Below are 24,830 nucleotides of genomic sequence, written 5' to 3'. Positions count from 1 at the left end.
TCATATTATGACGAAATTTACGAGAAAAGTAAACGGTCGAAATCGTTTCAGTTACGCCCAAACAACAATTTTCGCAACCGTTCTTCCCACTGCATTGTTTTTTGTGGTTGAAGCAATTCACGAGATTCCGTTACATCGCGGATATGAAAGCCACAATTACTACAGCAAATGGCGTGTACGGCAGTCAGTTTTTGCCCAAAATACTGCACGAGCTGACGACGCATACAGTTCGATGTATCAATGATTTGAAGCATTTCTTGTACCGCCTGATATTTTGCAGCTTCCATTTGAGTTAGTCGTTTTTTGACAGCTTGCGGTGCTTCCTGCTGCATCCAATACGCCAACACACGATAGGCCGTTTCAGATATCTCCCCTGTTTCGAGCATTATTTTTGGATTTTCTTGCAGCTGTAGACGTTGGACATAGGCATCAACATGGGCAGATTTCGGTAAGTCTTCAATCGATACATAGTGCGCGTAATGCTCGTCCCCTTCCGCATAGAGTAAGATGGCTAACGCGTCTTCCCCATCACGTCCTGCGCGCCCTATTTCTTGCATATAGTTCGATATATTGGCCGGCATAGACTCATGAATCACTTGTCGAATATTGTGCTTATGTACCCCCATGCCAAATGCATTGGTCGCTACAATCCATTCGACATCCCCTTGAATAAACTGCTGTTGAATAAATTGCCGATCCTCCGCTTCTTTTCCAGCGTGGTAACTTACTGCAGAAATGCCTCGCTCAATTAACAATTGACTGAATTCATCACATTTTTTACGTGACGGCATATAAATAATGCCTGGACCTTTTGTACTTGTGACGTGCTGTAAAATCCAATGTTGCTTCTCTTCTTTTAGCGAAAATGTATATTTGGCCAGTTTAATATTTTCTCGGTCTACATGATGGATAAATTGATACGGCTCTTTCATGTGTAAATACGTTTGAATATCCGCTAATACCGAATCCGTCGCTGTTGCTGTTAATGCTAAAATCGGTGGACGATTAGGCTGCAAAATTTCATTTATACGTAAATAATCTGGTCTAAAATCAAACCCCCATTGCGAGATACAATGCGCCTCATCCGCCACAATAAGCGACAACTCCATCTCCATTAAACGCTCACGAACGGGCTGCTGCGTGAGCATTTCAGGGGATGTAAAAATAAAACGATATTCATGTAAAAAATGGAGTGCATATGCCTTTTCATTCGGCGATAGGAAAGAATTTAACGCCACAACCCGCTTTTCACCGCGTTGCTTTAACTGATCGACTTGGTCCTGCATTAAAGAAAGTAATGGTGACACAATCAGCACTGGTTTTTCAAACAGATAGCCTGGTAGCTGGTAGCATAAAGATTTCCCCATCCCTGTCGGTAATAAGGCGATACAGTCACGTCCTTCGAGTAATTGCTCAATAACTTCCTTCTGTCCGGGTCGAAATGTATCGTAGCCAAAGATTTGTTGCAATGTCTGTTCTAACAACATCTACACCTCCCCTTTCGCAAGGACTAAGCGAATTTGAAAATACGTTAAATGTGGCAGGACTGTATGTAATACTTTTAATTTTCGTGTCGCATAATCTTCCACCGCACTATGCACTTGTCGTTGCTCTTCCATTGTCACAAATGGTGTAATATCAAATGTTGGCTCATTTATCGCTAATTCAACTAAATGATCCTCAATGGTACTCGGTTTTAAACGTCTCATTTCACAAATTTGCTCTACAGCATATCCCTGATGATAGAGCTGTGCTGTTTGATACGCGGAACCGGTCAATACATTTTCCATGCGAATCTGTTCTGCCAGTTTCGATAAATATGACCAGCGCGTTCCATCATGATTGATTGCATCGAGCCATCGATGAAGCCCACTGACAAATTGCAATTGACAATCTAACTCGGGCATCTGATATTCAAAGCTCAGTTGCTGCCACGGTATGCCGATTACCCCAACACCTGTTAAACGATTCATCAGTAACTCCTTCTGTAAAGTTGGCATCGCTGACTGCTCTAAGCTACTAATGATTTCTTCATAAAGGGATTGCTGGATGGCATTTGACTGATACTTAGTGTCCCGTAAAAATTGACGACACCATGCTTGAATTTGTTCCTCTCGCTGTACAGGTATAAACGCGTGAATACCCGCAGATTGATTGGACAAGCTTTGGACAACGAGCGATAGCCGCGCGAAAAAAATATGCTCATTTCCGCGGTAATGCCAGCCGTCAAAGTACGGAAGCTGCAGTTGACTTACCTGTTCCTCACCTGCTGCTGTTAACGTAAAATAACCATTTTCGTCTACCGTTATGTAATCGTTATCTCGTAATGTCTGCACCTCTTGCTCAAATGTTTGACGAGATAGCTTTCTTAACAAGCCAAAATGCGGATACAGTTTAAAAATACCGACATCTTGAATCGTCTGACCCGAACGTTTTCCACGAAGCAAATGGTAGGCCGCATTAATCGTCCGTTCGTTATTCAATTTATAAAAAATATGCAAAAGAATTTGTTGTAAAATCAAAGCAAATCCCTCATTTTCGTAATGTATTGTTAAAAAGTATAACCGAATCATGCAAAAAAGCCTATGATACCAAGGATATTAAAGCTTTTTCATGACGATTACAGTAATAATCACTATGACTAATTTTATCAACAGTATAAAAGCATACATGCTAAAAGAGATGATTACTGGTAATAGGACTAACCACCAAGACCATGCAATCACTCCTGTTAGCTTTAATATGATGAATACAACCGTAACGATTTCAGCTACCCCATGTAATCACCTCTGCTACATTATAGTATAAAGTGAAACTTCAATCAGTCGGGGGCTTCAATTTTGACTTGATACAGCAAGGGTTTACTCGTGCCGAGGTGTTTTGACCGAATGCAGCGACTTTTTGCTCGGATACCACAGTTTTTTTGACCGGATACGGCAGTTTTTTGACCGTTTACCATAGGCTTTTACTCGGATAGATAATCATATCATATATAATTTTTTGTATTTCTCGTCATTTATTATTTGGTGCTAAAATAAGCTTGTTGGAGAAAGAGCTTGAAATATAATTTTTTAAACTCGGTTAAATATGCTATAATGAAGCCGTTTGACATCTGTCAATTGACAAAACCTTTATTTCACAAGGTTTTCATATCTCATACATTTGTATGAAATTCGTGTTTTCGCTGTTGAAAAGTATAGTAAACACCTTTAGAATAAGAAAGAAGCTTACGGAAGAGCAATGACAAAAGGAGAGGTAACAATGCCGAAATATACAATTGTTGATAAAGATACTTGTATCGCATGTGGCGCATGTGGCGCTGCTGCACCAGATATTTATGATTACGATGACGAAGGAATTGCTTTCGTTATTTTAGATGATAACATGGGGACTACAGAAGTACCTGAAGACTTACTAGAAGATTTACAAGACGCTTTCGAAGGTTGCCCTACTGATTCCATTAAAGTAGCAGAAGCATCATTCGATGGCGACTCATTAAAATACGAATAGTATACCAATGTAATTATAAAGGATGTGCAAATACTGCATATCCTTTTTTGATAGTTAAATATACGTACATTCATAGCGTGCAACCATGCTAATTATGCTACAGTTGAGAACGCCCCTTTTAATGCTTGGCTGTACTAAAAATTACAGTTGAATGAAAAGCAAATGCCTCTTTTTTTTACACCCTGCTATTAAAACCGATTATTTTTAATGCCTAGTTAATGTCAAATAGAGAAATCGAGATACAACTTAATTTAAAACAAGTGTCAAACTGGGACGATGGTGCTAAACGGCACTTATCCTCAATTAAGTCGTATACCAAAATGGACATAGGAAGATTTTGTTGTTTTTTAAATTGTGCAGATGATTTTCTTACTAAAAAAACCGCACAGTACTGTTTATTATAATCATGATAGAGAGGAATGTATTATTTTTATAGTTAACTACAACCTAAAGACATGTATGCCCTATTTGTATAGACGATACATTTTTTCGAAAAAGGCTTGATTATGTTCATTTTCGGTCCCAAAAGGCACTTTTTTCTCTCGCCGTGCAAATCCTCTTTTTAGTAAATTTCTCTCTTTTTTATCACAGTAGCTATTGCTAGAGCGCTTTATTTCGAATAAAAATATTCATTTTTTAACCAAAATGTAGGTAAATAAACTTATATACATTAAGAGAGGACATCTACTCGCGCTCTTTTGACGTGAGTTATATTTTCTAATTGCCACAATAATAATTTAATGTTATAGTTAGTTTTAGTAGTTGGTACTAATAATAGACCGTATTGATAAAGGGGTATGAGCATGGATCTTTTACAATTAACTAATAAAAACATCGTCGTAATGGGCGTGGCAAATGAACGAAGCATCGCTTGGGGCGTCGCAAAACGATTATTAGAAGTTGGCGCAAACGTTATTTTCACATATCGCAAAGACCGTTCAAAAGGGAAAATCGAAAAGCTTTTAACGGATTATAGCGATAAAAAAACAGCAGTCATTGAATGCGATGTCAATAATGATGAGTCAATCGCAAAAGCATTCGAACAAATCGGTACAGAGTTTGGTTCAATTCACGGAATCGTTCACTCAGTAGCATTTGCACATGCAGAAGATTTAAAGAACCGCTTCGTTGAAACAACACGAGAAGGCTATGCATTTGCGCAAGATACAAGTGCTTATTCTTTAGTAGCAGTAAGTAAAGCAGCGAAACCTTACTTAGCAGAAGGTGCTTCTATCGTGACAATGAGTTACTTAGGCGCTGAGCGTGTACTAGACGGCTATAATGTGATGGGTGTAGCAAAAGCGGCACTTGAAGCAGCTATGCGTTATTTAGCAGCAGACCTTGGTCGCGACGGTATTCGTGTCAATGCGATTTCAGCAGGTGCTATTCGCACACTAGCAGCGAAAGGCGTTCCAAGCTTCAATCAAATCTTACACAAAATCGAAGAAACTTCTCCTCTAAAACGCAACACAAATCAAGAAGAAGTTGCGGATATGACAATCGGTATGTTAAGCCAGTTATCACGCGGTGTAACAGGGGAAACAATTTATGTAGACTCTGGTTACAATATTATGGGATAACAAAAAGGACTGAGCCATCACGTTTTGGCTCGGTCCTTTTACTATTCTACACGGTTTCTCGAAATAGATGTTTAGACCTTTTTTGCTAATGCTTGTTTCACTTCTTCAATTTGCCCAAGATGGCGTTCTTCATGGTAACCAATTAACGCTACCCATTGCTTCAATGACAATGTGCCAAAGCGGTGGTGGGCAAAAGCTTTCTCGGTTAAATCGCTATCGGAGGCCTCCCCAATGATATGCATTAACGTTTCTCTTGATGTAGTTAATTTATGTTTCAGTTCCGCTAACGTTTGAGGCTCATTAGAAGGAAGCAAAAAATGAGGCGCCTCTACTTTTCGTTTTCGATCTGCTACTACATGAACTGGAAATGCCCCTAGTACATTCACATCCTTATTTAACAACGTTTTAGCAATTTGCTTTCCTACATTCTCCTCTAGTAAATATAAATGTTCTAGTATTTGCGCAATACTCCACGTACCTTCTTCCACCACTGCATTTAATTGTTCATCCGTTAAACTACTAATACTTTCCCAAATCTTTTCTCGAATTTTCACATTATGCTCCATGATCCATCCCCCTTTAGCTCTTACTATCTCATATTCAAGGGATGCCCTATGTAGAACTAAAATTAGAATAAACAAAGAACAGCTGGACGAAGTGGTGAGGATGGCGAAATTTAAAGAAGGAAAACAAATGGTGAAAAGCCATATTTATAATTATATAGTCGATTTTCTTCCACACTAACTTCCGCTTCGTAATACCATGTGTAAACATACAGTACGATACTTTCAAGCTTTTCTTTTTATTATTTTCCATTAACTAGATTACATTACTTTTCTTCGGCTCAATATTATCCCATCGCAGTTCTACTAAAAAAAGAGTAGCACAAACCATGGTCTTGGTTCGTACTACTAATGTTAGTATGTTGCTATGCTAGTTTTTCATAATCAGGAATGTCGTTTGCTTCTTGTTTCACATAATATTTACCTTTTGTGATAATCGCAATGACAATCGTTAAAGCAAAAGCTAGTAGCGCTGCAAAAAAGGCGGCAACACTTTGCAAAAAGCTTCCCATATATCCAAATGCAGCTATAGAACCAATGACCGAAGAAACTACTAGAGACACAATGCCCACAGGATTCCAAGCGTATAAATAATGCTGACGATATTCGAAATACAATGGTCCAATTTTCATTAAACGCTTCACTACTAATGCATCGCTAATTAGAATTGCACCCCATGACAGTAAAAATACACCTTGGAATGTTAGTAAATTACCAATATGATTAATCACATCAAATAACATAAGAAAAATCGCTACAACCGATGTTACGATGACCCAAAACACTCGAGCTGGCTTGAACTTAAATACATTTTCAAAAAAATTCGCTAACGACAGCGAACTACTATATAAGTTTGTAATATTAATACGAAGCTGTGTTAATATTGTAAAAATCACACCACCGATGCCTAATAAATGAACAAAATATATCCCTGGATTTTGCTCGTTTAATTGAACACCAAACCAAATACCGATCACGCCCATTACAAAGAAGCAAATAAATTGAGGCATAAAGCCAACCATAAATACCCCCAGTTTAAATTCAGATGGTTTAATGAAACGGGCATAATCTGAGATTAACAAAGCCATAATTCCAACTAAGCCATTCATAATCCCAATACAAGCAAGCAAAGATGTTCCACCGACTTCCACGCCCTCAGGTAAGAATGTCCAAATATTTCCTGTAAATGTTGTTTCCTTTGCCAACATGAAAAAACCAACTACAATAAAGAAAATAAAAATGGGCATAGTCCACTTTTGAAGCTTGTCTAATTGTTTAATACCAAACCAATTTAATGGAATCACAGCAAGACCGAAAAACACCATAAGCATCCAAACTGGAATGAATTGTACATATTCATGCACAGCATAGGCCATAATTGCCCCTTCGATTCCACAATACATTATGAAATTTAATGCATAAATGAGCGAAGTAATGGATGCACCTAAATAGCCAAATCCACCGCCACGAGCTAATAAGTTTACATTTAATCCAGTTTTTGCAGCTAAATAACTTATACCAACGCCTATGGTTCCTCCAATAACGGTTGCATAAATAGCAGCTAATAAAGCATTCATCGCTCCAAAGCTCACAGCCATTAAACTTCCCATTTGTATGAAAAGCATTGCTGTTGCTACACCAAGTGTAATATTGGTGATGCTTGCCCAATTCATGGACCGCCCATCTCGGGGTACTTTCTCTAAGGCGAAATCATCCCGTTTCTCATTTTCTAAAACATCCGTTATCTCTTCGTCTCTTGGTATTACTACTTCCATCTGTGTTCCACTCCTTTACATTGGTTACGAGTTACACTAAGAAGAAGTTCCATATAACACCAAAACAATTAGTAGTCCTTCAACTCCCTGACTACGACCAGTAGGCTAAAGAGCGTTTTTTCATCGCTTCTCGATATTGCTTAGTCGAGATTGGTAATGCCTTATTCGTTTTGTAATCCATGATCACACCGTAACGACGAACTACATCCATTTGATTAATTTCTCCTGCATTATACATCTCCTCTACCTCATTAGGGTCTATTTCTAACCATTGATGACGATTCTTGCGAATATATTCACGTTCTATGGAGGTAGCCTCATAATCAATTTCAAATGCATCGATATCACGATCAATTTCATAGATTACTACTCCATAATCAAGCTTCGCACGTTCAATCGAAACATACTCATCAATCACATCTTCTAATACGGCGTTTACATCGCGTTCTAACGGATCACCTAGTCCCCCACCTCCTGCAGATGGACGTGTAAAGGAATCTCCTTTTTTCACCTCTACGTTCGAGAAAATCGTCCCTAAAAACTCCTCATCCTCTTGATTCGGATTTAAGATGGCACCTTGGGCGATAGACGGTAATCCCCCCATGATGCCCCATGTAATAGAGCGAGAGCGATCACAGCAATAAGACATGACTGTATGGTTTATATCTGTTAACATACCTCCCTTTTCAACACCACAGCCACCACGATATTTCCCTGGACCTGCAGAATCTGTAATGATTTCATGCTTCGTCGTAATGACCGGTGACAAGCGTTCTTGACCTTCACATGGCTGAACACTTAATCCCACTCCGAACACAGGTGAAGTTGTATTCGCACCATCCCGATCAACACGACCACCATGACCACCTGCCATCCAGTCGTACCACATGAAATACTCATTACTATCTTGCCGTTTATCGTAGCCACCAATGAGTAAATACTCTAAGTTAAATGAACATGCAATGGCACGTTCAGGCATAATGTTCGACCATAATTCAAAGCACGCATTCATAATCTTTTCAAATGAACCTGAACAATAGCCCGATACAGCCACTGGACTAGGTGCATTGACAACCGAGTTTTCAGGAAGGTGTATTTTCACTACACGATAGAAGCCCGAGTTTAGTGGAATTTCTGGGAAAAAGGTCTTTGTCCCTGCATATGTTCCTGAAAGCGCCGAACCAAACCCAGCATTTAAGAAACAACTAATATAAGGGTGAGAACCACTTAAATCATATAAAATCTCATCCTCTGTAATGGTCATTTTAACACAAATTGGAATTAAACCATCCCCTAGTTGTGGGTCCATATCAATATAATCAACTGTTTCCCATTCCCCTTTAGGCAATGATTTAATTTTTGCTCTTGTTAAGCGTTCTACATAATTTTGCACTTCGTCGAAAGCTAATAAAACCGTCTCAATACCATACTTCTCAATCATCTCTTTTAGTTGTTTTTCGCCAACTTTCGCTGCTTCTACTTGTGAACGTAAATCTCCAATACGTTCTTCTGGAATACGCATATTCATCACGATAATATTCACGATATCTTTTAAATATTGACCTTTACTATAAATACGTACTGGCGGAATACGTAACCCTTCACCATAATGTTCTTTTGCTGTAATATCAAAGGATCCAGGGTTTGAACCACCGACATCCGCCCAGTGCCCATTTGTTTGCATGAGCGCAATTAGCTTCTTATCATGGAATACAGGTAGAATGACCCTTACATCACTAAAATGCGTCCCACCACGATATGGATCATTTACTAAAAATACATCGCCAGGGTGAATATCATCTGCAAAATCCTCTAATACAGCCTTAGCAGTTAAATGTAATGTCCCTACATGAACTGAAATATCTTGCGTCCCTTGCATTATAGTGTTTCCCTGAGCATCACATAATGCACAACTAAAATCTCGGTTATAAATAACAAACGAATAACATGTACGTAACATTTGCTCTGCCATTTGATCGACCAAATTTACAAAACCGTTTTTTAAAACTTCAAATGTTACAGGATCTAGATTTTGTACTTTATTGTTTTCTACTAATTTCATTGTACTCATAAATCTCATCCCCCTTATCGTGTATTAGTTCACCGTAATAATGATATTTTTATAAACATCTACTTCCGCTGTAAACCCTGGTGGAATAACTGTCGTCGTATCTAATTGATCTACAATTGCTGGACCCGGCAGTTGTGTGTAAACCGGGAGCTTGTCACGATTATATACTTTCGTTTCAACATATTTACCCTCAAAATAAACGGGACGTGTTTCTTTATAAGCATCATCAATCGAGCCTTCTGGTGCATATTGTGGAAAATCAGGTTTAGGTACTGTACCAATTGCTGTCACACGTAAGCCATATATTTCAACGACTTGTTCTTGATCAGAGAAGGCAAATTCTCGCTCATGCTCTCTGTGGAAGGCTGCTAATACATCATCCAATGACGTCAATTGATCTGGTACGACAACAGCTAATGAACGCCATTGCCCTTTATAACGAAGATCCATATAGTTCATCAATGTAGATGTCTCATCTGAAATGCCTTCATCTTCTAATAGCGCTTTCGCCTCTATTCGTAGGTCATTAAACTGACTTGTGAGCTCCTCAATAGAAACGTCATTCGCTTTTTTCACGTAGGTTTTAGAGATATCATGTCGTACATCTACTAGTAAACACCCCATAGCTGCTGCTACTCCTGGATGAGAGGGAATAATAATTTTGGGGATATTTAAATCTTTTGCTAAATATGCTCCATGTAATGGCCCTGCACCGCCAAATGCTACTAGTGCAAAATCACGTGGATCGTATCCACGACGTACAGAAATTAATCGAACTGCATCACTCATGTTGGCGTTGGCAACTTCGATAATCGCATTCGCCGCTTCTTCGACAGAATGATTAAATTCATCTGCAATTTTCTTCACAGCTTGTATTGCTGCCTCTTTATCCAGTTGCATCGTCCCGTCTAATAAATTGACACCTAATCGCCCTAACACTAAATTAGCATCCGAGTTTGTTGGCTCTGTCCCCCCACGTCCATAACATGCAGGCCCTGGAACTGCCCCTGCACTTTGTGGTCCATTACGTAAGGAACCCCCTGCATCTTTCCAAGCTAAGCTACCACCACCAGCACCAATCGTTAAAATTTCAATACTCGGGAATCCAATAGGATAGCCATATTCAATAGACCAATCTTTCGTTATACGAATATCACCATCATACATGAGTGAAATATCGGTACTCGTACCTCCCATATCTAAACCTATCGCATTATTAAATCCACATAACTTAGCAATATGTTTACTAGCAATCGCTCCAGCAGCAATACCAGAACTCGCTAACCTAGCAGCATAACGAGGAACTGTACTAGACGTCATGACTCCACCACCAGAATGTAAAACTAAAATTTCCTCTTCGTAGCCTTTTTTCCGCATTTCATCGCTCAATTTGTTTATATAATTACTCATAATTGGACCAAGAACCGCATTAATAATCGTCGTGCTCATACGTTCATGCTCAAAAATTTCTGGAAGTACCTCACTTGATATACAAACATATACATCTGGTAGTTCCTCTTTTAAAATTTCTTTTACTTTTACTTCATTTTCACCATTCACATACGCATTAAGGAAACAAACTGCAATGGATTCTGTATTACGACGTTTTAGTTTCTTAGCTAATGCGCGAATCTCATCTTCTTGAATCGCTTCAACAATATTTCCTTCATAATCTATCCGTTCCGTGACTTCAAACCGATCACGCCGTTGAATATAAGGTTTTGCTGTATCTTTATACGTATCCCATATGTCTTCCTTCGTACCACGACGAATTTCAGTTACATCACGGAAGCCTTTTGTTGTAATGAGCGCTGTTTTCGGCAACTTTCGTTCAATTAATGCATTTGTTCCTACTGTTGTGCCATGAGAGAAAATTTTAATGTCCTTCCCATTCAATTCGGCCTTTTCAATCCCATTTAAAATTCCTTGTTCAGGGTTTGAAGGTGTAGAAGATGTTTTCGTCACAAACACTTCTCCTGTATTTTCATTAAAAACAAATACATCTGTAAACGTTCCACCAACATCAATTGCTAAACGAGTGTGTGTCATAGAGATACCTTCTTTCATTTAATAGTTTTAAAAGACATATTTTTTCTGAATATTCAGATAAATTATTAGAAGACTATATTTATAGCTACTAACTTCTATAGCAATCTTAGAACATATAACTGATTGCGCTTACATTTGAATGTAGCAAAACATGAGCTAAATACTAATGTAGACATTTGCTCCTTCGCGACTTCGGCGATTTCTTCACGAACATGCCCAATATTTACATCCCATAAAGAAGACACACTATCAATGTATATATTGCCTTCTATATCTTTTAAATAAATACCTTTCCTTTCTATAAAAAATAGCAGCTAATCTTTGTGATTGTTGTTATTCAATGAACGTAGTTGGATGTGGAAAATGGTTCTAATCTAATATTTCTTAACGCTTCTTTTAATGGATTTGTAATAAATATCAACCTCTTTTCACTTAAAATTTCATACACTTTCATAACAGCAATTCTCATGCCAACTTCTTTAGAAAATAAAAAAAAAGCATTTTTCCTTTTGAAAATGCTCATTCTGTCTTCCTAAATGTTTTAAATAGATCATTATTAGATATTTTGTTGAAAATCATTGATATATTTTTTCATTATCATTGTAATATGACACGAGAAAGCATTGCTTTTTCGCCACTTTTCATGCGTAAATACAATTATGAGGCATAATTACATCATTAGTCTTCTTATGCTATGTTTCGTGTTAATTGGTATTTTTGTATTTTCCGTACTAATCATGGATCGCATCCGAGTGATTTTACAGCTTGTCTTATACTTGGATGTTCAGATACACTTTGCTTGTGTTCTATATTTTCTATATCACGAACAATTTTGAAACTGCTATCTACCTCTTGTTGTACAGTATTTACGGTTATTTCTGGTTGCGTCGCTAATAAGCAAATACGTTCCACCATATTTTTGAGAAGTACGGTTTATAAATAATTGAGGGCATTATTAAGGCACGAGCTAAGTTTGCAAATGGCGCCTTAATATTTCTATATCAATCTAGTTGTAGAACTACATTATACATACTACGTCTTATTTAAATATGTAAAATTATAGGAATCAAAATCCACTATTCAGAATAAATAAGATGGAGGTAATCATGAAGAAAACAGGTTATATAATCTTAATCTTTGCTATTGTTGTTTTACTTGTTCAATTTTTTTGGAATCGTGCGACTCAAGATACGACTTTAGGTAAGGACATTCACTCCCTAATAGAGCAAGGAGATAAACAAATTGATTTAACAGCACTAACTAATTTTGAATGGGTTAGTGTCGAAGTATTTGGACCTTATACAACAAAAGAAATTATTGAAGATTCAATGAACATTCACTTTAAAGGTGATAATGGGGGCATTGATGTACTAGAGGACCGTTTTTTATTAATATTTGCAAATAAAAAACATGCAGTGAAAACAGTAGTGCTTTCGAGAGAATATGGTGATTATAATATTAACAATAATAAATTTTTGGTTGTTAATTAATTACTCTAGCAATTAAAAAACGTCGGAGCATGATCACTCCGACGCTTTTCCTAGTACATCTTCATATATTGGTCGCGTTCCCATTGGTGGACCGTTGTACGGAACATATCGAACTCTACTTCTTTTGCTTCTTTAAAGTTTTCATAAATATGCTCACCTAGTGCTGCTTTAATGATTTCATTTTTTTCCAGTTCTTTTAATGCTGCGTCAAGTGAAGCGGGTAAATTATCAATACCATACTGCTTACGCTCTTCGGCATTCATCACGTAAATATTACGGTCTACCGGTGCTGGTGGCTCTAATTCATTTTTTATGCCATCTAAGCCCGCCGCTAAAATGACGGCCATTGCTAAATACGGGTTTGCCGATGGGTCTACCGAACGTAGCTCAATACGTGTCGATAACCCACGAGATGCAGGAATACGTACGAGTGGCGAACGGTTTTTCGGCGACCATGCTACATAACAAGGCGCTTCATACCCTGGTACTAGACGTTTATAGGAGTTCACAATCGGGTTCGTTACCGCTGTAAAGCCCTGTACGTGCTTTAGTACACCTGCTAAGAACTGACGCGCCGTCTTCGATAATTGTAACTCCGCCCCTTCATCCCAAAATGCATTTTTCTCCCCTTGGAACAACGATAAGTTAAAGTGCATACCTGAACCATTTACCCCAAATAACGGTTTTGGCATAAATGTTGCATGTAAACCATGTTTACGGGCTACTGTTTTTACGACAAGCTTAAACGTTTGAATATTATCACATGCCTCTATCGCATTGGCATATTTAAAATCAATTTCGTGCTGACCAGGCGCTACTTCATGGTGAGAAGCTTCCACTTCAAAACCCATTTCTTCCAGTTCTAATACGATATCGCGACGGCAGTTTTCCCCAAGGTCCGTTGGCGCTAAATCGAAATATCCGCCATCATCATTTAAATCTAGTGTCGGATTCCCTTTTTCATCTAACTTGAATAAGAAAAATTCTGGCTCTGGTCCTAAGTTAAATCCTGTAAAACCTAACTCTTCCATTTGTTTTAACATACGCTTTAAGTTTGAACGCGGATCTCCTTCAAAAGGCGTGCCATCCGGACGAGCAATATCACAAATGAATCGAGCTACCTTCCCCTTTTCTGCTGTCCATGGGAAAATCATGAATGTACCTAAATCGGGACGAAGGTACATATCCGATTCTTCAATACGTACAAAACCTTCGATGGAAGAACCATCAAACATCATTTTATTGTCTAACGCTTTATCTAATTGACTTACTGGGATTTCGACATTTTTAATCGTCCCTAAAATATCCGTAAATTGTAGACGAATAAACTTTACATTTTTGTCCTTCACAATTTCTTTAATCTTCTCTTTTGTATACTTACTCGTTGAATTCGTAACTGTATTAAACATACTCATTCACTCTCCTATTTTACTTTTTTATTATTCATTTTTAAGATGGAAGAAACGCGATAGGTCGCCTTGACGTAGCGAAGACTTTTGCATACGTTGTGCTTGCAACATTTCTTCTCGTAAAATGGCACGAAGCTCTGCATCCGAAATCGAAGTTACGTCACTTTTTCTAACATCTTTCACATCTCGCAGATCAAATACTTTTTTGACCCCCGCCATATTAATTCCCTGGTCAAGCAATTCTCGAATTTCCAATAATGCATCGATATCATCCAACGAAAACATACGTCGATTCCCTTCAGACCTTGCCGGGTTTATTAACTCATGTTCTTCATAATAGCGGATTTGTCTTGCGGTTAGCTCCGTTAATTGCATGACCATGCTTATAGGGAGTAACGGCATCGCCCTTCGAAACTCTCGACTCATCATCATCCCCTCCCTTTTCTAACTTCACTTTACATTATGTTATGTATTTTATCAATATTATGTTATAAAAGTTAACATATTAAGTTTCGATTAATTTTATCGCAAGTTCAGATGAAAATACAACTTGCGGCAAAATAGCGTAAACCCATTTTCAAGACGACTTAATTCCCCACAAAAAATACAGCTCAAGTAATCAACTTAAGCTGTAGGCTTCTTCATTATTTCATTTTTCGTACAACAGCACGTATAGGCGATGCATCTCCTCCTTGAATCGCAAGCGGTAAAGCGATAAACTCATACATGCCCGCATCAACATCTTTTAAAAATAAATTTTCAATAATATAAATACCCATTTGCCTACACGTATGATGTGCAATTAAGCTCACATCGTCTAATGCATCAACCGACGGTGCATCAGTCCCCACAACACGCACACCTTGATTCGCAAGAAAACGAATCACCTCTGGAGCAATCGTTGTAAAATCTGCATCAAAATGGCATAAATCCTGTACAACTTTCGTTTTAAAAAATAGACGCTCCACGTTATGTAACTCGAGATTCTCCACATGTGCTAGCTGAATGCACTTTACTCCTACAACATCCACTATTTTCACAGCACCTATAAACAACTCTAGCGGTAACGCATCAATCGCCTTCCCAAAATCATCATAATGGTACGGCGCATCTATATGTGTCCCCGCGTGTAAGCTCATCGTAATTTGCCCCACATTCGCCCCGTCCTCCGTCAACGTCGCATCCTGTTTATATGAAAATGGCGTATCCCCGGGCCAAATGGGCATATTTTTATGTAACGGCATCGTAATATCAATCCACATATTCATTACTCCTTTTATCATTCATCGTTCCATACCAACGATACAATAGAACTACATAGCATGGAAGGAATTTATCCCGTGTTAAAATTCCCAACGATTTAAACATAAAAAACGCAGCCACGAACGTGACTGCGTCTACTTTATGATAAATATTGTAAGCGTTGTTTAGAGATCCACGTCTTCATCGTACGGAATAATACCGTAATAATGACAATTAATAACACACCTTTAACTAAATTAAACGGTAAAATCCCTTTCACAATTGTTTCATATGATTCTAAATGGAAGTTTAAGAAGTATGCATACATCGGTAAGAACGCTACATAATTGAGCAACGCCATCCCTAACGACATGGAAATAGTACCGGCGATTAAACCTACCATTAAACCTTTTGATGTCGTGAATTTTTTATAAATATAGTAAACAGGTAAAATGAATAACACACCCGTCGCAAAGTTTGCCATATGTCCAACCGGCACGCCTGTTGGTGCTCCCGAGAAAATCCAGTCTAAAATATTTTTCACTAACTCTACTAAAATACCCGCAACAGGCCCCATCGTAATGACCGCGATTAATGCTGGTACATCACTGAAGTCAATTTGTAAAAAGGCTGGGAACCATGGTAGAGGAAAGTTAAATAACATTAATACGAAAGAAATGCTACTTAACATGGCAATGGTTACGAACGAGCGTAACTTTTTGTTTTGTTTTGTCATAGAAATCTTCTCCTTTGCTGATTCCATCTCGCAAGAAGAAAGGTATTTCGGTCGTCTTCATGAAAAAATCCCTTACGTAACATAAACGTAAGGGAGAATAAGGCACACTGAAACAGGTGTTATTTCATCATTTTTTGCACTACAAACAAAGCTAGTTCCCATAGCTTTTTTTGGTATGCAAAAATAGACGATATTTTTCAAATAACGACCGTACCTTCACCTTCTCCCATCCAGACTATACTGTCGGCTTTGGAATTTCACCAAATCCTGCACACTAAAAAGTGGCTCGCGGGCTGAAGAAGCACTGCTGCAATATCCTCCAAAATGGTCAGAAATCGCGGCTTCTATTACCGCCGGTCGGGAATTACACCCTGCCCCGAAGATGAATCAATTATGAAATTGTCTTACACCTATCATTATAGGTTATATTCTAAATTTGTAAAGTACTTTCCTTCGTTTTTCTCCGACTATCTTTGTAGGAATTCTATTGATAACTGATTTGCACCTACTGGCATTGGTAACACTTGCGTAAAATTGAATTCTTGCCACTCCGCCTGTATAACATTCTCAAAACGCACTTGCTTATCGAAGCTCGATGCCGTTAATAACATAGCCTCTACCATATACATTGCCTGCTGCGGATCAAATGCTTCTAAATCTAACGGTTGCGTAAATGTAACCGTCACAATATCCTCTTCCGTTACGGTATAATCCACACCTGGTAAAATGGCCGATTGATAAATATCATTATTCTCCGTTTTCATAAACTGCAATGCTTCTGTTGCCGTATCAAATGTTTGACGGAAATTGGGCGATAAGTAAATGCCACCTGATTGTTCATCGATAAAATAACTATAGCGCTTCTTCTCCGTTAATAGTAATGGTTCACTCGGCTCTCCTACTTCACTAAACGTCATTGCAGAGCCTTCCTCATTTACGATTTCCACCGTGTCATAACTTTTCCCAAATGTATCGACAAGCATCCCGATATACATAGACATCGTACCAGAAGCGGTATCATAGTCATGGTTTTGTGGTAATGTATGCACAACCGTTAACCCTTGCTCTTCCACAATCCCCTTCACCGGATGATAGTCACGAAAGCCCGCCGCTTGTTCGTCAATTAGCGCTGCATACTTCTGATACATTTCTACCTGTGACGGTGAATCTGTGCCGAAATCTTCTATTAGTTGCTCATTTGGAATAATGATTGTCACAGGTACACTCTCTGCATCATCACCCGCTAAACCGATATAAAAAGCTTTACTACTTTCTAACTGTTCGGGATAAACAGCTGTACGCATATCTTCAAGCACAAAATTTCGTATCATCATCGGGCTTCCGCTCGTCATTTCTCCTTCAGCTTCTTTTGTTGCCATATCTGCATTCTCCATTGAAGTAGAGGCCACGTCATCTTGCGACTTATTACCAGATATATAGTACATACCGCCAAATGCAAATAACAATAAAGCAGCTGTTAATCCATATATACTAAACAAGCTTCGTTTTTTCTTTATGACTTTTTGTACGGGTACTTCTTCTTCAAAAGCCCCTGCTTCTTTTAATTTTGCGAAGACGTCTTCTTTCGAACGATTATCTTGAATTTTTGGTGCTTGCGATAATAACTTTTCGATTTCTTGCTCGCCCCATTTTTCATCCTTCATATCGAATTCGCCTCCTTTTCTTGTTGAATCATTTTTTCGCGCAGCGTTTTAATGGCCCGATGCTGTGTTGTTTTTACCTTTCCTTCCGTCCACCCTAAAATACCAGCTGTTTCAGCGATGGAAAGCTCTTGAAAATACCTCATGACAATTACCATTTTTTGATCACCCGTGCATAGTTCTAATACCTCAAGTAAACGATTCATCTCATCATCTAACTCAACAAATTGCTCGGGCGATTTGACCGGAGAAATCAGCTGTTCTTGTTCCCAATCAAATGCATCAAATGTATGGCGATCCCGTACATTAGCATTCCTAAAATAATCAATCGCAACATTTTTAGCAATCGAAAATAGCCATGTCTTTTCAGAACTTTTGCCTTCAAAACGCTCATATGCTTTTAGTACACGCACATATACTTCATGCGATAAATCTTCTGCTACTGTCCTATTTTTGACTAAGTAGATTAAAAACTGAAAGACATCTTGGTGATAGTTATCATACAATCGATGGAAAATGGATTCCTTCATCCATTCCACCCCCGTTCTTATAGAATTAGTCGTATGTACATCATGAAAGTTTCAAACGGCTCGTCATCCAAACACCTAATCTCTTGCAAGTAAAAAGGGGGTGTTCTGAAAGCTCTTACTTTCTGGACACCCCCTTTTACTATATTACATCGGTAAATAAAACGTAAATACTGTCCCTTGCTTTTCGACACTTTCTACTTTTATATTTCCTCCGTGTGCTTCTACAATATTTCGGGTAATGGCAAGCCCAAGACCTGTACCACCTTTTGAGCGAGTACGCGCCTTATCTGCTTTATAGAAACGTTCAAATACATAAGGAAGATCGTCTTTTGGTATACCTATTCCTGTATCACTTACCGAAATTTTCGCGTACGATAATTCATTTGTGAGTGCTACGGTTACCGTTCCATCTGCTGGTGTATGACGAATCGCATTATCAATTAAATTCGTTAATACTTGCTCAATGCGATCTTCATCTAATGAAATGAGCACATCCTCTGGTAGCTCTGAAGCAAACTGTAAATGAATGTGTTTTTCTTTGGCGACTTGCATAAACTTTTGCGTCATGCGTTCCAGTACTACTACGATTGGTACTTGCTCTTTATATAAGCGCAAATGTCCCGATTCCATACGAGCAAGGTCAAGTAAATCGGTGACCAGACGCCCCATCCGCTGCGATTCATCATAAATCACGCGAATCATTTCATTGCGCTCTTCTTCCGACTGCACAACGTCATCTAAAATGGCTTCAGAGTAGCCTTGGAGCATCGCAATTGGTGTGCGCAGTTCATGCGATACATTGGCGATAAAGTCTGAACGCAACTTTTCTAAGCGATGCTGGTCTGTTTTATCTCGTATCACTGCCACCGCACCCCGAATAGACTCACCGCTATATAAAGGGGAAATCGTAATGCTATAGTAAGAGCCAGCAATATCGAGATCTTCCTCAATCTTATCCTCTAAATCAAGCACATGATCCAACATATGATAAATTTCAGCTGGCATCGGTCGTGCACTTTGGCTCCCTTTACTAATAAACCACTTTTGTAGTAGCTTTTCTGCGGGTGGGTTACTAACTAAAATGGTACGATCCCGATTAAATGTAATGACAGCATCCGTCATCGATGTCAAAATGCTCGATAATTGCTCTTTTTCTTGGTTAATCACTTCTAAATGATGCTTTAACTGACGGCCCATTTGATTAAACGCGACAGCAAGTTGACCGATTTCATCACCACTTTGTTTCGTTGGCACTTGCGAATCAAATCGCCCTTTCGATAATTGAAACGCATGCTCTCGCATTTGGCGAAGTGGGTACGTAATACGGCTTGATAAGAAAAAGGCAAAAAAGGTTGTTAATAAAAAAGCAATGAATGCTGCAATAAAGACTAGCTTTGTTGTTTGCTGACTCGTTTCATGCATCGCTGCAGGATTTTGATAAATAAAGACGGCCCCGTGCAACTCATCTTCTGATTTTAACGGAAAGCCAAGCACAACATACGACTCCATTTTCTCTTCTTCTGTTTGTGATGGCAAAATGATTTCCTTTAAAATCGGGTCATCTGTTTCATAAATGTGTTGAAACGCTTCATTTTCTAAAATCGCGTGCTGAATTTTTTCTTGATTAATTCCTTCTTGAATGGCAGACTCAATTTTACCAGGAGGGTTCACAATTAATGCATTTGTATGATAATCGAGTATATCTTTAATAATTTGCGTTGGTGATTGCCCAGCTCCATGCTGATCTACGATACTGGCAATGGCAGATGCGGTTTGTTGCAGCGAACTTTCCGCTTGCTCATTATGATAATTCTCTAAAAACTCCAGCATAAATACCGTGAAAATAAAAAGGACAAATGAAACGAGAAGCAATATGGTTACCCATAGCTTCCCGACAATACTATTCCATATTCTATTCATTCACGACCTCGAATTTATAGCCAACACCCCAAACCGTTACGATCATTTTCGCCGCATTTTCAGATACGCGGTTTAACTTTTCACGTAAACGCTTTACATGCGTGTCCACTGTACGTAAGTCACCGAAGAAGTCATAATGCCAAACCTCTTTTAGTAATTGTTCACGGTCAAATACTTTATCAGGAGATTTCGCTAGGAAGTACAGTAACTCATACTCTTTTGGCGTCAAATTGACCTCTGTCCCTTCTGCTGTTACGCGGTGTGCATCATGGTCAATTGTCAGATGTGGGAACACCACTAAATCTTTTGACGTCGTTGCATTGGATACTGGCGAAAACGCAGCAGAACGACGTAAAATCGCCTTGACACGTAACACGACTTCACGCGGGCTGAACGGTTTCACAATATAATCATCCGCACCAAGCTCGAAGCCTTGTACACGGTTTGCTTCCTCACCTTTTGCTGTTAATAACATGATCGGCGTTGTTTTCTTTTCACGAATTTCTTCACAAACTTGTAAGCCGTCTTTTTCCGGCATCATAATATCTAAAAGAATACAATGATAGTCATTTTCAAATACTTTTTCGATTGCTTCTTCTCCATTTTCCGCTTCATCTACCGTGTATCCTTCACGTTCAAGATACATTTTTAATAGGCGGCGAATACGATCTTCGTCATCTACCACTAATACAGAAATATTTTCAGACACTAGTACGAATCCCCTTTCAATCTTTCTCTATTCTCTATTGTACATTTTCAGGTAGGAAATGAAAAGAAAAGGAGCAGCAAACGCGGCCCCTTGTCCTTTATTTACGCTACATTATGCATAAGAGTGTAAACCAGCGATGATTAAGTTCACAGCGACAAGATTAAACATTACGATAGCAAAACCAACAATCGCTAACCAGGCAGACTTTTTACCTTCCCAACCTTTCGACAGGCGCAGGTGAAGGAACGCTGCATAAAATAACCATGTAATTAGTGCCCATACTTCTTTCGGGTCCCAACCCCAATAGCGTCCCCATGCAATTTGTGCCCACATCATTGCAAAAATTAATGCACCAAGTGTGAAGACAGGGAAACCAATTAACACGGAGCGGTAGCCAATTTCATCAACTAATGTTAAATCAACCCGTTTCACAAGCGGCTGCACCATACTTGTAATGCTGCGGCGACCAATTAAACGGAGTAATCCATAAAGTACGGAACCAAATAAAATAGACCATGATACAATTGTAAATTGACGCGAATCAAACAGCGGTGGTAATTGAATGACACCTAGATTTTGTTCCGTTGTTTCAACATATTGACCGTCCGCATTTTTCTCCACTTGCACAGCGTCTTCAAACATAAATAATGTTGGCATATTGTACGTTTCCGTTGTGACACTACCTTCATTATTCACAAATTGGTACGTTCTTTCCACGCCCATGCCATTAAATGTTACTGATGCGATAACGAAGCCGACAACGAGTACACAAACATACATGACTACTTCTAACCAAACGCGCTCTTTTTGTGTTGCAGATTTATCAACCGCTTTTAATAAGTAAAGAATCCCTGCTACAGCAGAAATAGATAAAATCGATTGGCCAAGTGCTGCTGTAATAACGTGAACTGCTAAAAAGTCAGATTGTAATGATGGTACAAGCGGACTTGTTTCTGATGGGAACATCGCTGCATAACCGATAATTAAAATCGCAATCGGTAATGCGACAACACCTAACGCCGATACTTTATACATGAAATAAATAATAATAAATGAAAATACTAAGAACATGCCGAATGCTGTTGTAAATTCAAACATATTACTTACAGGTGCGTGACCTGTGTACATCCAACGCGTAATAAAGTAACCTAAATGTGATAAGAAACCGACGATCGTAATCGCAATCGCTAATGTCCCTAATTTACTAGCACCCTTTGGCACATTTTCTTTTGCTGGCTTAATCGCACCACCAAATAAAAATGTTGCGATTAAGTAACACATAAATGCGACATATAAGAGCTTATCACTCACCTCGATTAAACTCATAAGTTGTTGTCACCTTCCTTTTCTTTTTCCTTCTCTTTCTCTAAATCCACTTGATCCACATATGCTGGAAGATGCGCAAACTCCGTTAAGGCATCTAGCTCTTTCTTAATACCAAACCAGTTTTTGTTTGTATGTGCAGCAAGACGGATTGTGCCATCTTCAAGTTCTTCAATCCAGACACGGCGATGTGCCCAGTATGAGCCAATGACTACACCAAGCATAAAGATAAAACCACCAACGAATAAAATTGGAATCGTACTATCTTTACGAATCGTTAAACCTGTTTTATCGCGTGTTTCGATGTTTTGGAAACTCATCTTGTATGCATTTTCACCAAGTGGCTCTAATGTATTTTTAATCGCAACAAAACTTGTTTCCCCTTCTGGCGTTTCTGGTGTATACATACGGAAAATAAACGCCGGGTTGTTCGGTGATGGGGAAGCTGTTTGCGGTTCACCATCTTTAAAGCCATCAAAATCTGGTACATATGAAAGTATTTCTACTTTTGTCTTGTCATCGATTTCATAGACTGTGTCAGGATTTGTTAAATCAATGACAATGTCTCCTAGTGATTCTTCCGTTGCTTTATTCGTTAAAGCAAATCGCATTTTATGTAATTCATTTAAGCTGTAATCCATTTGATAAAACGCATATCCCTCATGCTTTAACGGATGATTGACACGGATTTCAGATGATTTGACTTCTTCTAAATTATCAATTTGTCCTGGCAATGAACCTTCTGCTTGCTTATACAGAATAGCATCTGTCTGGAAGTTTTTCGCCACAACGTTAACACCTTGTTTCAGTTGTTCCCCTTGTGCTTGCCCCTCATGTGTTTCTAAAATAAAGTCTTCATTGTAGATGAAATATCCATCCATTCCAGGCACAGCACGTAATTCTCCTTCTGCTACCCAAATCGATTCATCGACGTGGAAGCCTGGTACTAGACGCAGCATTACACCGACTAAGAAAATGATTAACCCTAAGTGATTAATATAAGGACCATAACGCGACAAACGATTTTTCTCCGCCATTAATGCATTGCCTTCTCGGCGCACATTATAACGAAGTCCTTTTAACTTTTGTTCTGCTAATTCAAGCGTATTCGCTTGTGCTACAGTTGGTTTCCCTTCTGCAATGACACGCTGACGTTTCATAAAGTTCGCATGGCGTTTCACACGCTGGTTTTTAAGGGACTTATGTAGAGGCACGCCGCGATCAATACTCGCGATAATAATGGATACACCGAGCATCGCTACTAAAATTTGGAACCACCAGGAAGAATAAACATCCGATAACCCTAAATTATAATAAATTGTTCCAAACGTACCGTAAAGGTCTGTATAATAAATCTTCTTCGCTTCTTCTGTCGCTGCATTAATATAAAACTCTTGAGGTAAAATCGTACCGATAGAAGCGGCAAGTAAATTGATAATAATTAACGCAATCCCGACCTTTACGCTCGAGAAAAAGTTCCAAATTTTATCAATAATTGATTTGTTATATGTTTTTGAACGAATGGCAATCCCATCGTAACGCATATCCGCAAGTTTCTTTTGCTGCTCTTCTTCGGTTAATGCGCGGCCACATACCGCGCAGAGTTTCGTACCGATAGGATTTTCGTGGCCACATTCACACCTTATTTTTTCCTTTTCCATGTCGTAAAACTCCTATTCCGGTTTTATCGATTCCATATGAGCCACGATTTGCGACTCCGACATCTCTCCCGTAATAATTTGCTCTACCTTGCCGTCCGAATTAATTAAAATCGTCGCTGGTAATATTGTCACGTTATAAGCTGTCATGACACTTTTCGTCTTATCAATTGCTACAGGGAATGTCATGCCCATATTCTTGACATAATTTTTCACTTCTAAGTTAGACTGCGCAATATTAACCGCTAACACATGGACACCTTGCTCTTCAAAAGCTTTATATTGTCGTTCAATTGCAGGGAATTCACGCTTACATGGCTCACACCATGTGCCCCAGAAGTTTAAAACGACTCCTTGTCCTTTATAATCCGATAAGCGATGGATATTGCCTTCTAAATCAACCACTTCAAAGTCTGGTGCATCCATACCAGTTTGCAGTACGTCTACTTTGTCTTTTGTTACTGATGCATAAATCGTATAGCCAATAGCTACTGCTAATAGGGCCAAAATAATACCTCGTGTCATGGAACGCTTTTGCTTCTTGTCCATTTCCGCAATTCCTCCCTAATCGATTACGCCTCGGCGTAATGGCATCCGCCAGAGA

General features: G+C 38.8%; 21 protein-coding genes and 1 riboswitch. Of the genes, 3 read left to right on the top strand and 18 right to left on the bottom strand.

Annotated features, from left to right (window positions below):
• Window positions 1-47 precede the first annotated feature (47 nt).
• Window positions 48-1,487 (bottom strand): RecQ family ATP-dependent DNA helicase, encoded by a 1,440-nt coding sequence (locus AAGS61_RS02365; RefSeq protein ID WP_391366872.1) that lies wholly within the window; start codon window positions 1,485-1,487, stop codon window positions 48-50.
• Window positions 1,488-2,522: a helix-turn-helix domain-containing protein gene (locus tag AAGS61_RS02360; RefSeq protein WP_391366870.1), complete on the bottom strand. Its 1,035-nt coding sequence runs from the start codon at window positions 2,520-2,522 to the stop codon at window positions 1,488-1,490.
• Between the two features lie 739 nt (window positions 2,523-3,261).
• Between AAGS61_RS02360 and AAGS61_RS02355 the strand changes: the two genes are divergently transcribed.
• Both AAGS61_RS02355 and AAGS61_RS02350 read left to right on the top strand, forming a co-directional pair.
• The gene (locus tag AAGS61_RS02355) at window positions 3,262-3,510 is read left to right on the top strand and encodes a ferredoxin (protein ID WP_391366868.1); all 249 of its coding nucleotides are present in this window, start codon (window positions 3,262-3,264) and stop codon (window positions 3,508-3,510) included.
• Between the two features lie 797 nt (window positions 3,511-4,307).
• The gene (locus tag AAGS61_RS02350; RefSeq protein ID WP_391366866.1) at window positions 4,308-5,090 is read left to right on the top strand and encodes an enoyl-ACP reductase FabI; all 783 of its coding nucleotides are present in this window, start codon (window positions 4,308-4,310) and stop codon (window positions 5,088-5,090) included.
• A 71-nt stretch (window positions 5,091-5,161) separates the two neighbouring features.
• On the opposite strand, the gene AAGS61_RS02345 is transcribed toward AAGS61_RS02350, so the two are convergent.
• The 5 genes from AAGS61_RS02345 to AAGS61_RS02325 all read right to left on the bottom strand — a co-directional run bounded on the left by AAGS61_RS02345 (window position 5,162) and on the right by AAGS61_RS02325 (window position 11,802).
• Window positions 5,162-5,656: a DinB family protein gene (locus AAGS61_RS02345; protein WP_391366865.1), complete on the bottom strand. Its 495-nt coding sequence runs from the start codon at window positions 5,654-5,656 to the stop codon at window positions 5,162-5,164.
• Between the two features lie 362 nt (window positions 5,657-6,018).
• Window positions 6,019-7,428, bottom strand: a complete 1,410-nt coding sequence (locus AAGS61_RS02340; RefSeq protein ID WP_391366863.1) for a purine-cytosine permease family protein — start codon at window positions 7,426-7,428, stop codon at window positions 6,019-6,021.
• A gap of 91 nt (window positions 7,429-7,519) precedes the next feature.
• Window positions 7,520-9,499 carry a hydantoinase B/oxoprolinase family protein gene (locus tag AAGS61_RS02335; protein WP_391366861.1) on the bottom strand — a complete coding sequence of 660 codons (1,980 nt, stop codon included), beginning with the start codon at window positions 9,497-9,499 and terminating at the stop codon, window positions 7,520-7,522.
• Window positions 9,500-9,523: 24 nt separating this feature from the next.
• Complete coding sequence (locus AAGS61_RS02330) at window positions 9,524-11,548, bottom strand: hydantoinase/oxoprolinase family protein (protein WP_391366860.1); 2,025 nt, start codon at window positions 11,546-11,548, stop codon at window positions 9,524-9,526.
• 95 nt (window positions 11,549-11,643) lie between these two features.
• Window positions 11,644-11,802: a hypothetical protein gene (locus tag AAGS61_RS02325; protein WP_391367308.1), complete on the bottom strand. Its 159-nt coding sequence runs from the start codon at window positions 11,800-11,802 to the stop codon at window positions 11,644-11,646.
• A gap of 852 nt (window positions 11,803-12,654) precedes the next feature.
• On the opposite strand from AAGS61_RS02325, the gene AAGS61_RS02320 reads away from it, so the two are divergent.
• The gene (locus AAGS61_RS02320) at window positions 12,655-13,038 is read left to right on the top strand and encodes a hypothetical protein (protein ID WP_391366858.1); all 384 of its coding nucleotides are present in this window, start codon (window positions 12,655-12,657) and stop codon (window positions 13,036-13,038) included.
• Window positions 13,039-13,088: 50 nt separating this feature from the next.
• On the opposite strand, the gene glnA is transcribed toward AAGS61_RS02320, so the two are convergent.
• The 11 genes from glnA to resA all read right to left on the bottom strand — a co-directional run bounded on the left by glnA (window position 13,089) and on the right by resA (window position 24,775).
• Window positions 13,089-14,447 (bottom strand): type I glutamate--ammonia ligase, encoded by a 1,359-nt coding sequence (gene glnA, locus AAGS61_RS02315; RefSeq protein ID WP_391366857.1) that lies wholly within the window; start codon window positions 14,445-14,447, stop codon window positions 13,089-13,091.
• A gap of 30 nt (window positions 14,448-14,477) precedes the next feature.
• Window positions 14,478-14,873 carry a MerR family transcriptional regulator gene (locus AAGS61_RS02310; RefSeq protein ID WP_391366855.1) on the bottom strand — a complete coding sequence of 132 codons (396 nt, stop codon included), beginning with the start codon at window positions 14,871-14,873 and terminating at the stop codon, window positions 14,478-14,480.
• Window positions 14,874-15,091: 218 nt separating this feature from the next.
• Window positions 15,092-15,709 carry an arylformamidase gene (gene kynB, locus AAGS61_RS02305; RefSeq protein WP_391366853.1) on the bottom strand — a complete coding sequence of 206 codons (618 nt, stop codon included), beginning with the start codon at window positions 15,707-15,709 and terminating at the stop codon, window positions 15,092-15,094.
• Window positions 15,710-15,849: 140 nt separating this feature from the next.
• Window positions 15,850-16,425 (bottom strand): ECF transporter S component, encoded by a 576-nt coding sequence (locus tag AAGS61_RS02300; protein WP_391366851.1) that lies wholly within the window; start codon window positions 16,423-16,425, stop codon window positions 15,850-15,852.
• Between the two features lie 214 nt (window positions 16,426-16,639).
• Window positions 16,640-16,813, bottom strand: a riboswitch (FMN riboswitch).
• A gap of 79 nt (window positions 16,814-16,892) precedes the next feature.
• Window positions 16,893-18,089, bottom strand: coding sequence for a hypothetical protein (locus AAGS61_RS02295; protein ID WP_391366849.1), 1,197 nt, complete (start codon window positions 18,087-18,089; stop codon window positions 16,893-16,895).
• Window positions 18,086-18,637 (bottom strand): RNA polymerase sigma factor SigX, encoded by a 552-nt coding sequence (locus AAGS61_RS02290; protein ID WP_391367305.1) that lies wholly within the window; start codon window positions 18,635-18,637, stop codon window positions 18,086-18,088. Before AAGS61_RS02290 ends, AAGS61_RS02295 begins: the two co-directional genes overlap by 4 nt.
• A 123-nt stretch (window positions 18,638-18,760) precedes the next feature.
• Window positions 18,761-20,536, bottom strand: coding sequence for an ATP-binding protein (locus AAGS61_RS02285; RefSeq protein WP_391366847.1), 1,776 nt, complete (start codon window positions 20,534-20,536; stop codon window positions 18,761-18,763).
• A complete protein-coding gene (locus tag AAGS61_RS02280; RefSeq protein ID WP_391366845.1) occupies window positions 20,529-21,245 on the bottom strand; it encodes a response regulator transcription factor in 717 nt (238 codons plus the stop codon). The genes AAGS61_RS02285 and AAGS61_RS02280 overlap by 8 nt, the downstream gene beginning before the upstream one ends.
• Before the next feature lie 111 nt (window positions 21,246-21,356).
• Complete coding sequence (gene ccsB, locus AAGS61_RS02275; RefSeq protein ID WP_391366843.1) at window positions 21,357-22,571, bottom strand: c-type cytochrome biogenesis protein CcsB; 1,215 nt, start codon at window positions 22,569-22,571, stop codon at window positions 21,357-21,359.
• Window positions 22,568-24,229 (bottom strand): cytochrome c biogenesis protein ResB, encoded by a 1,662-nt coding sequence (resB, locus tag AAGS61_RS02270; RefSeq protein ID WP_391366841.1) that lies wholly within the window; start codon window positions 24,227-24,229, stop codon window positions 22,568-22,570. The genes ccsB and resB overlap by 4 nt, the downstream gene beginning before the upstream one ends.
• Window positions 24,230-24,241: 12 nt before the next feature.
• A complete protein-coding gene (resA, locus tag AAGS61_RS02265) occupies window positions 24,242-24,775 on the bottom strand; it encodes a thiol-disulfide oxidoreductase ResA (protein WP_391366839.1) in 534 nt (177 codons plus the stop codon).
• Window positions 24,776-24,830 lie beyond the last annotated feature (55 nt).

It is taken from the genome of Lysinibacillus sp. KU-BSD001 (genome assembly GCF_042920265.1).
Taxonomy (GTDB): Bacteria; Bacillota; Bacilli; order Bacillales_A; family Planococcaceae; genus Lysinibacillus_B.
The sequence above is the reverse complement of the archived record's forward strand: the minus strand, read 5'-3'. Positions and strand labels throughout refer to the sequence as shown.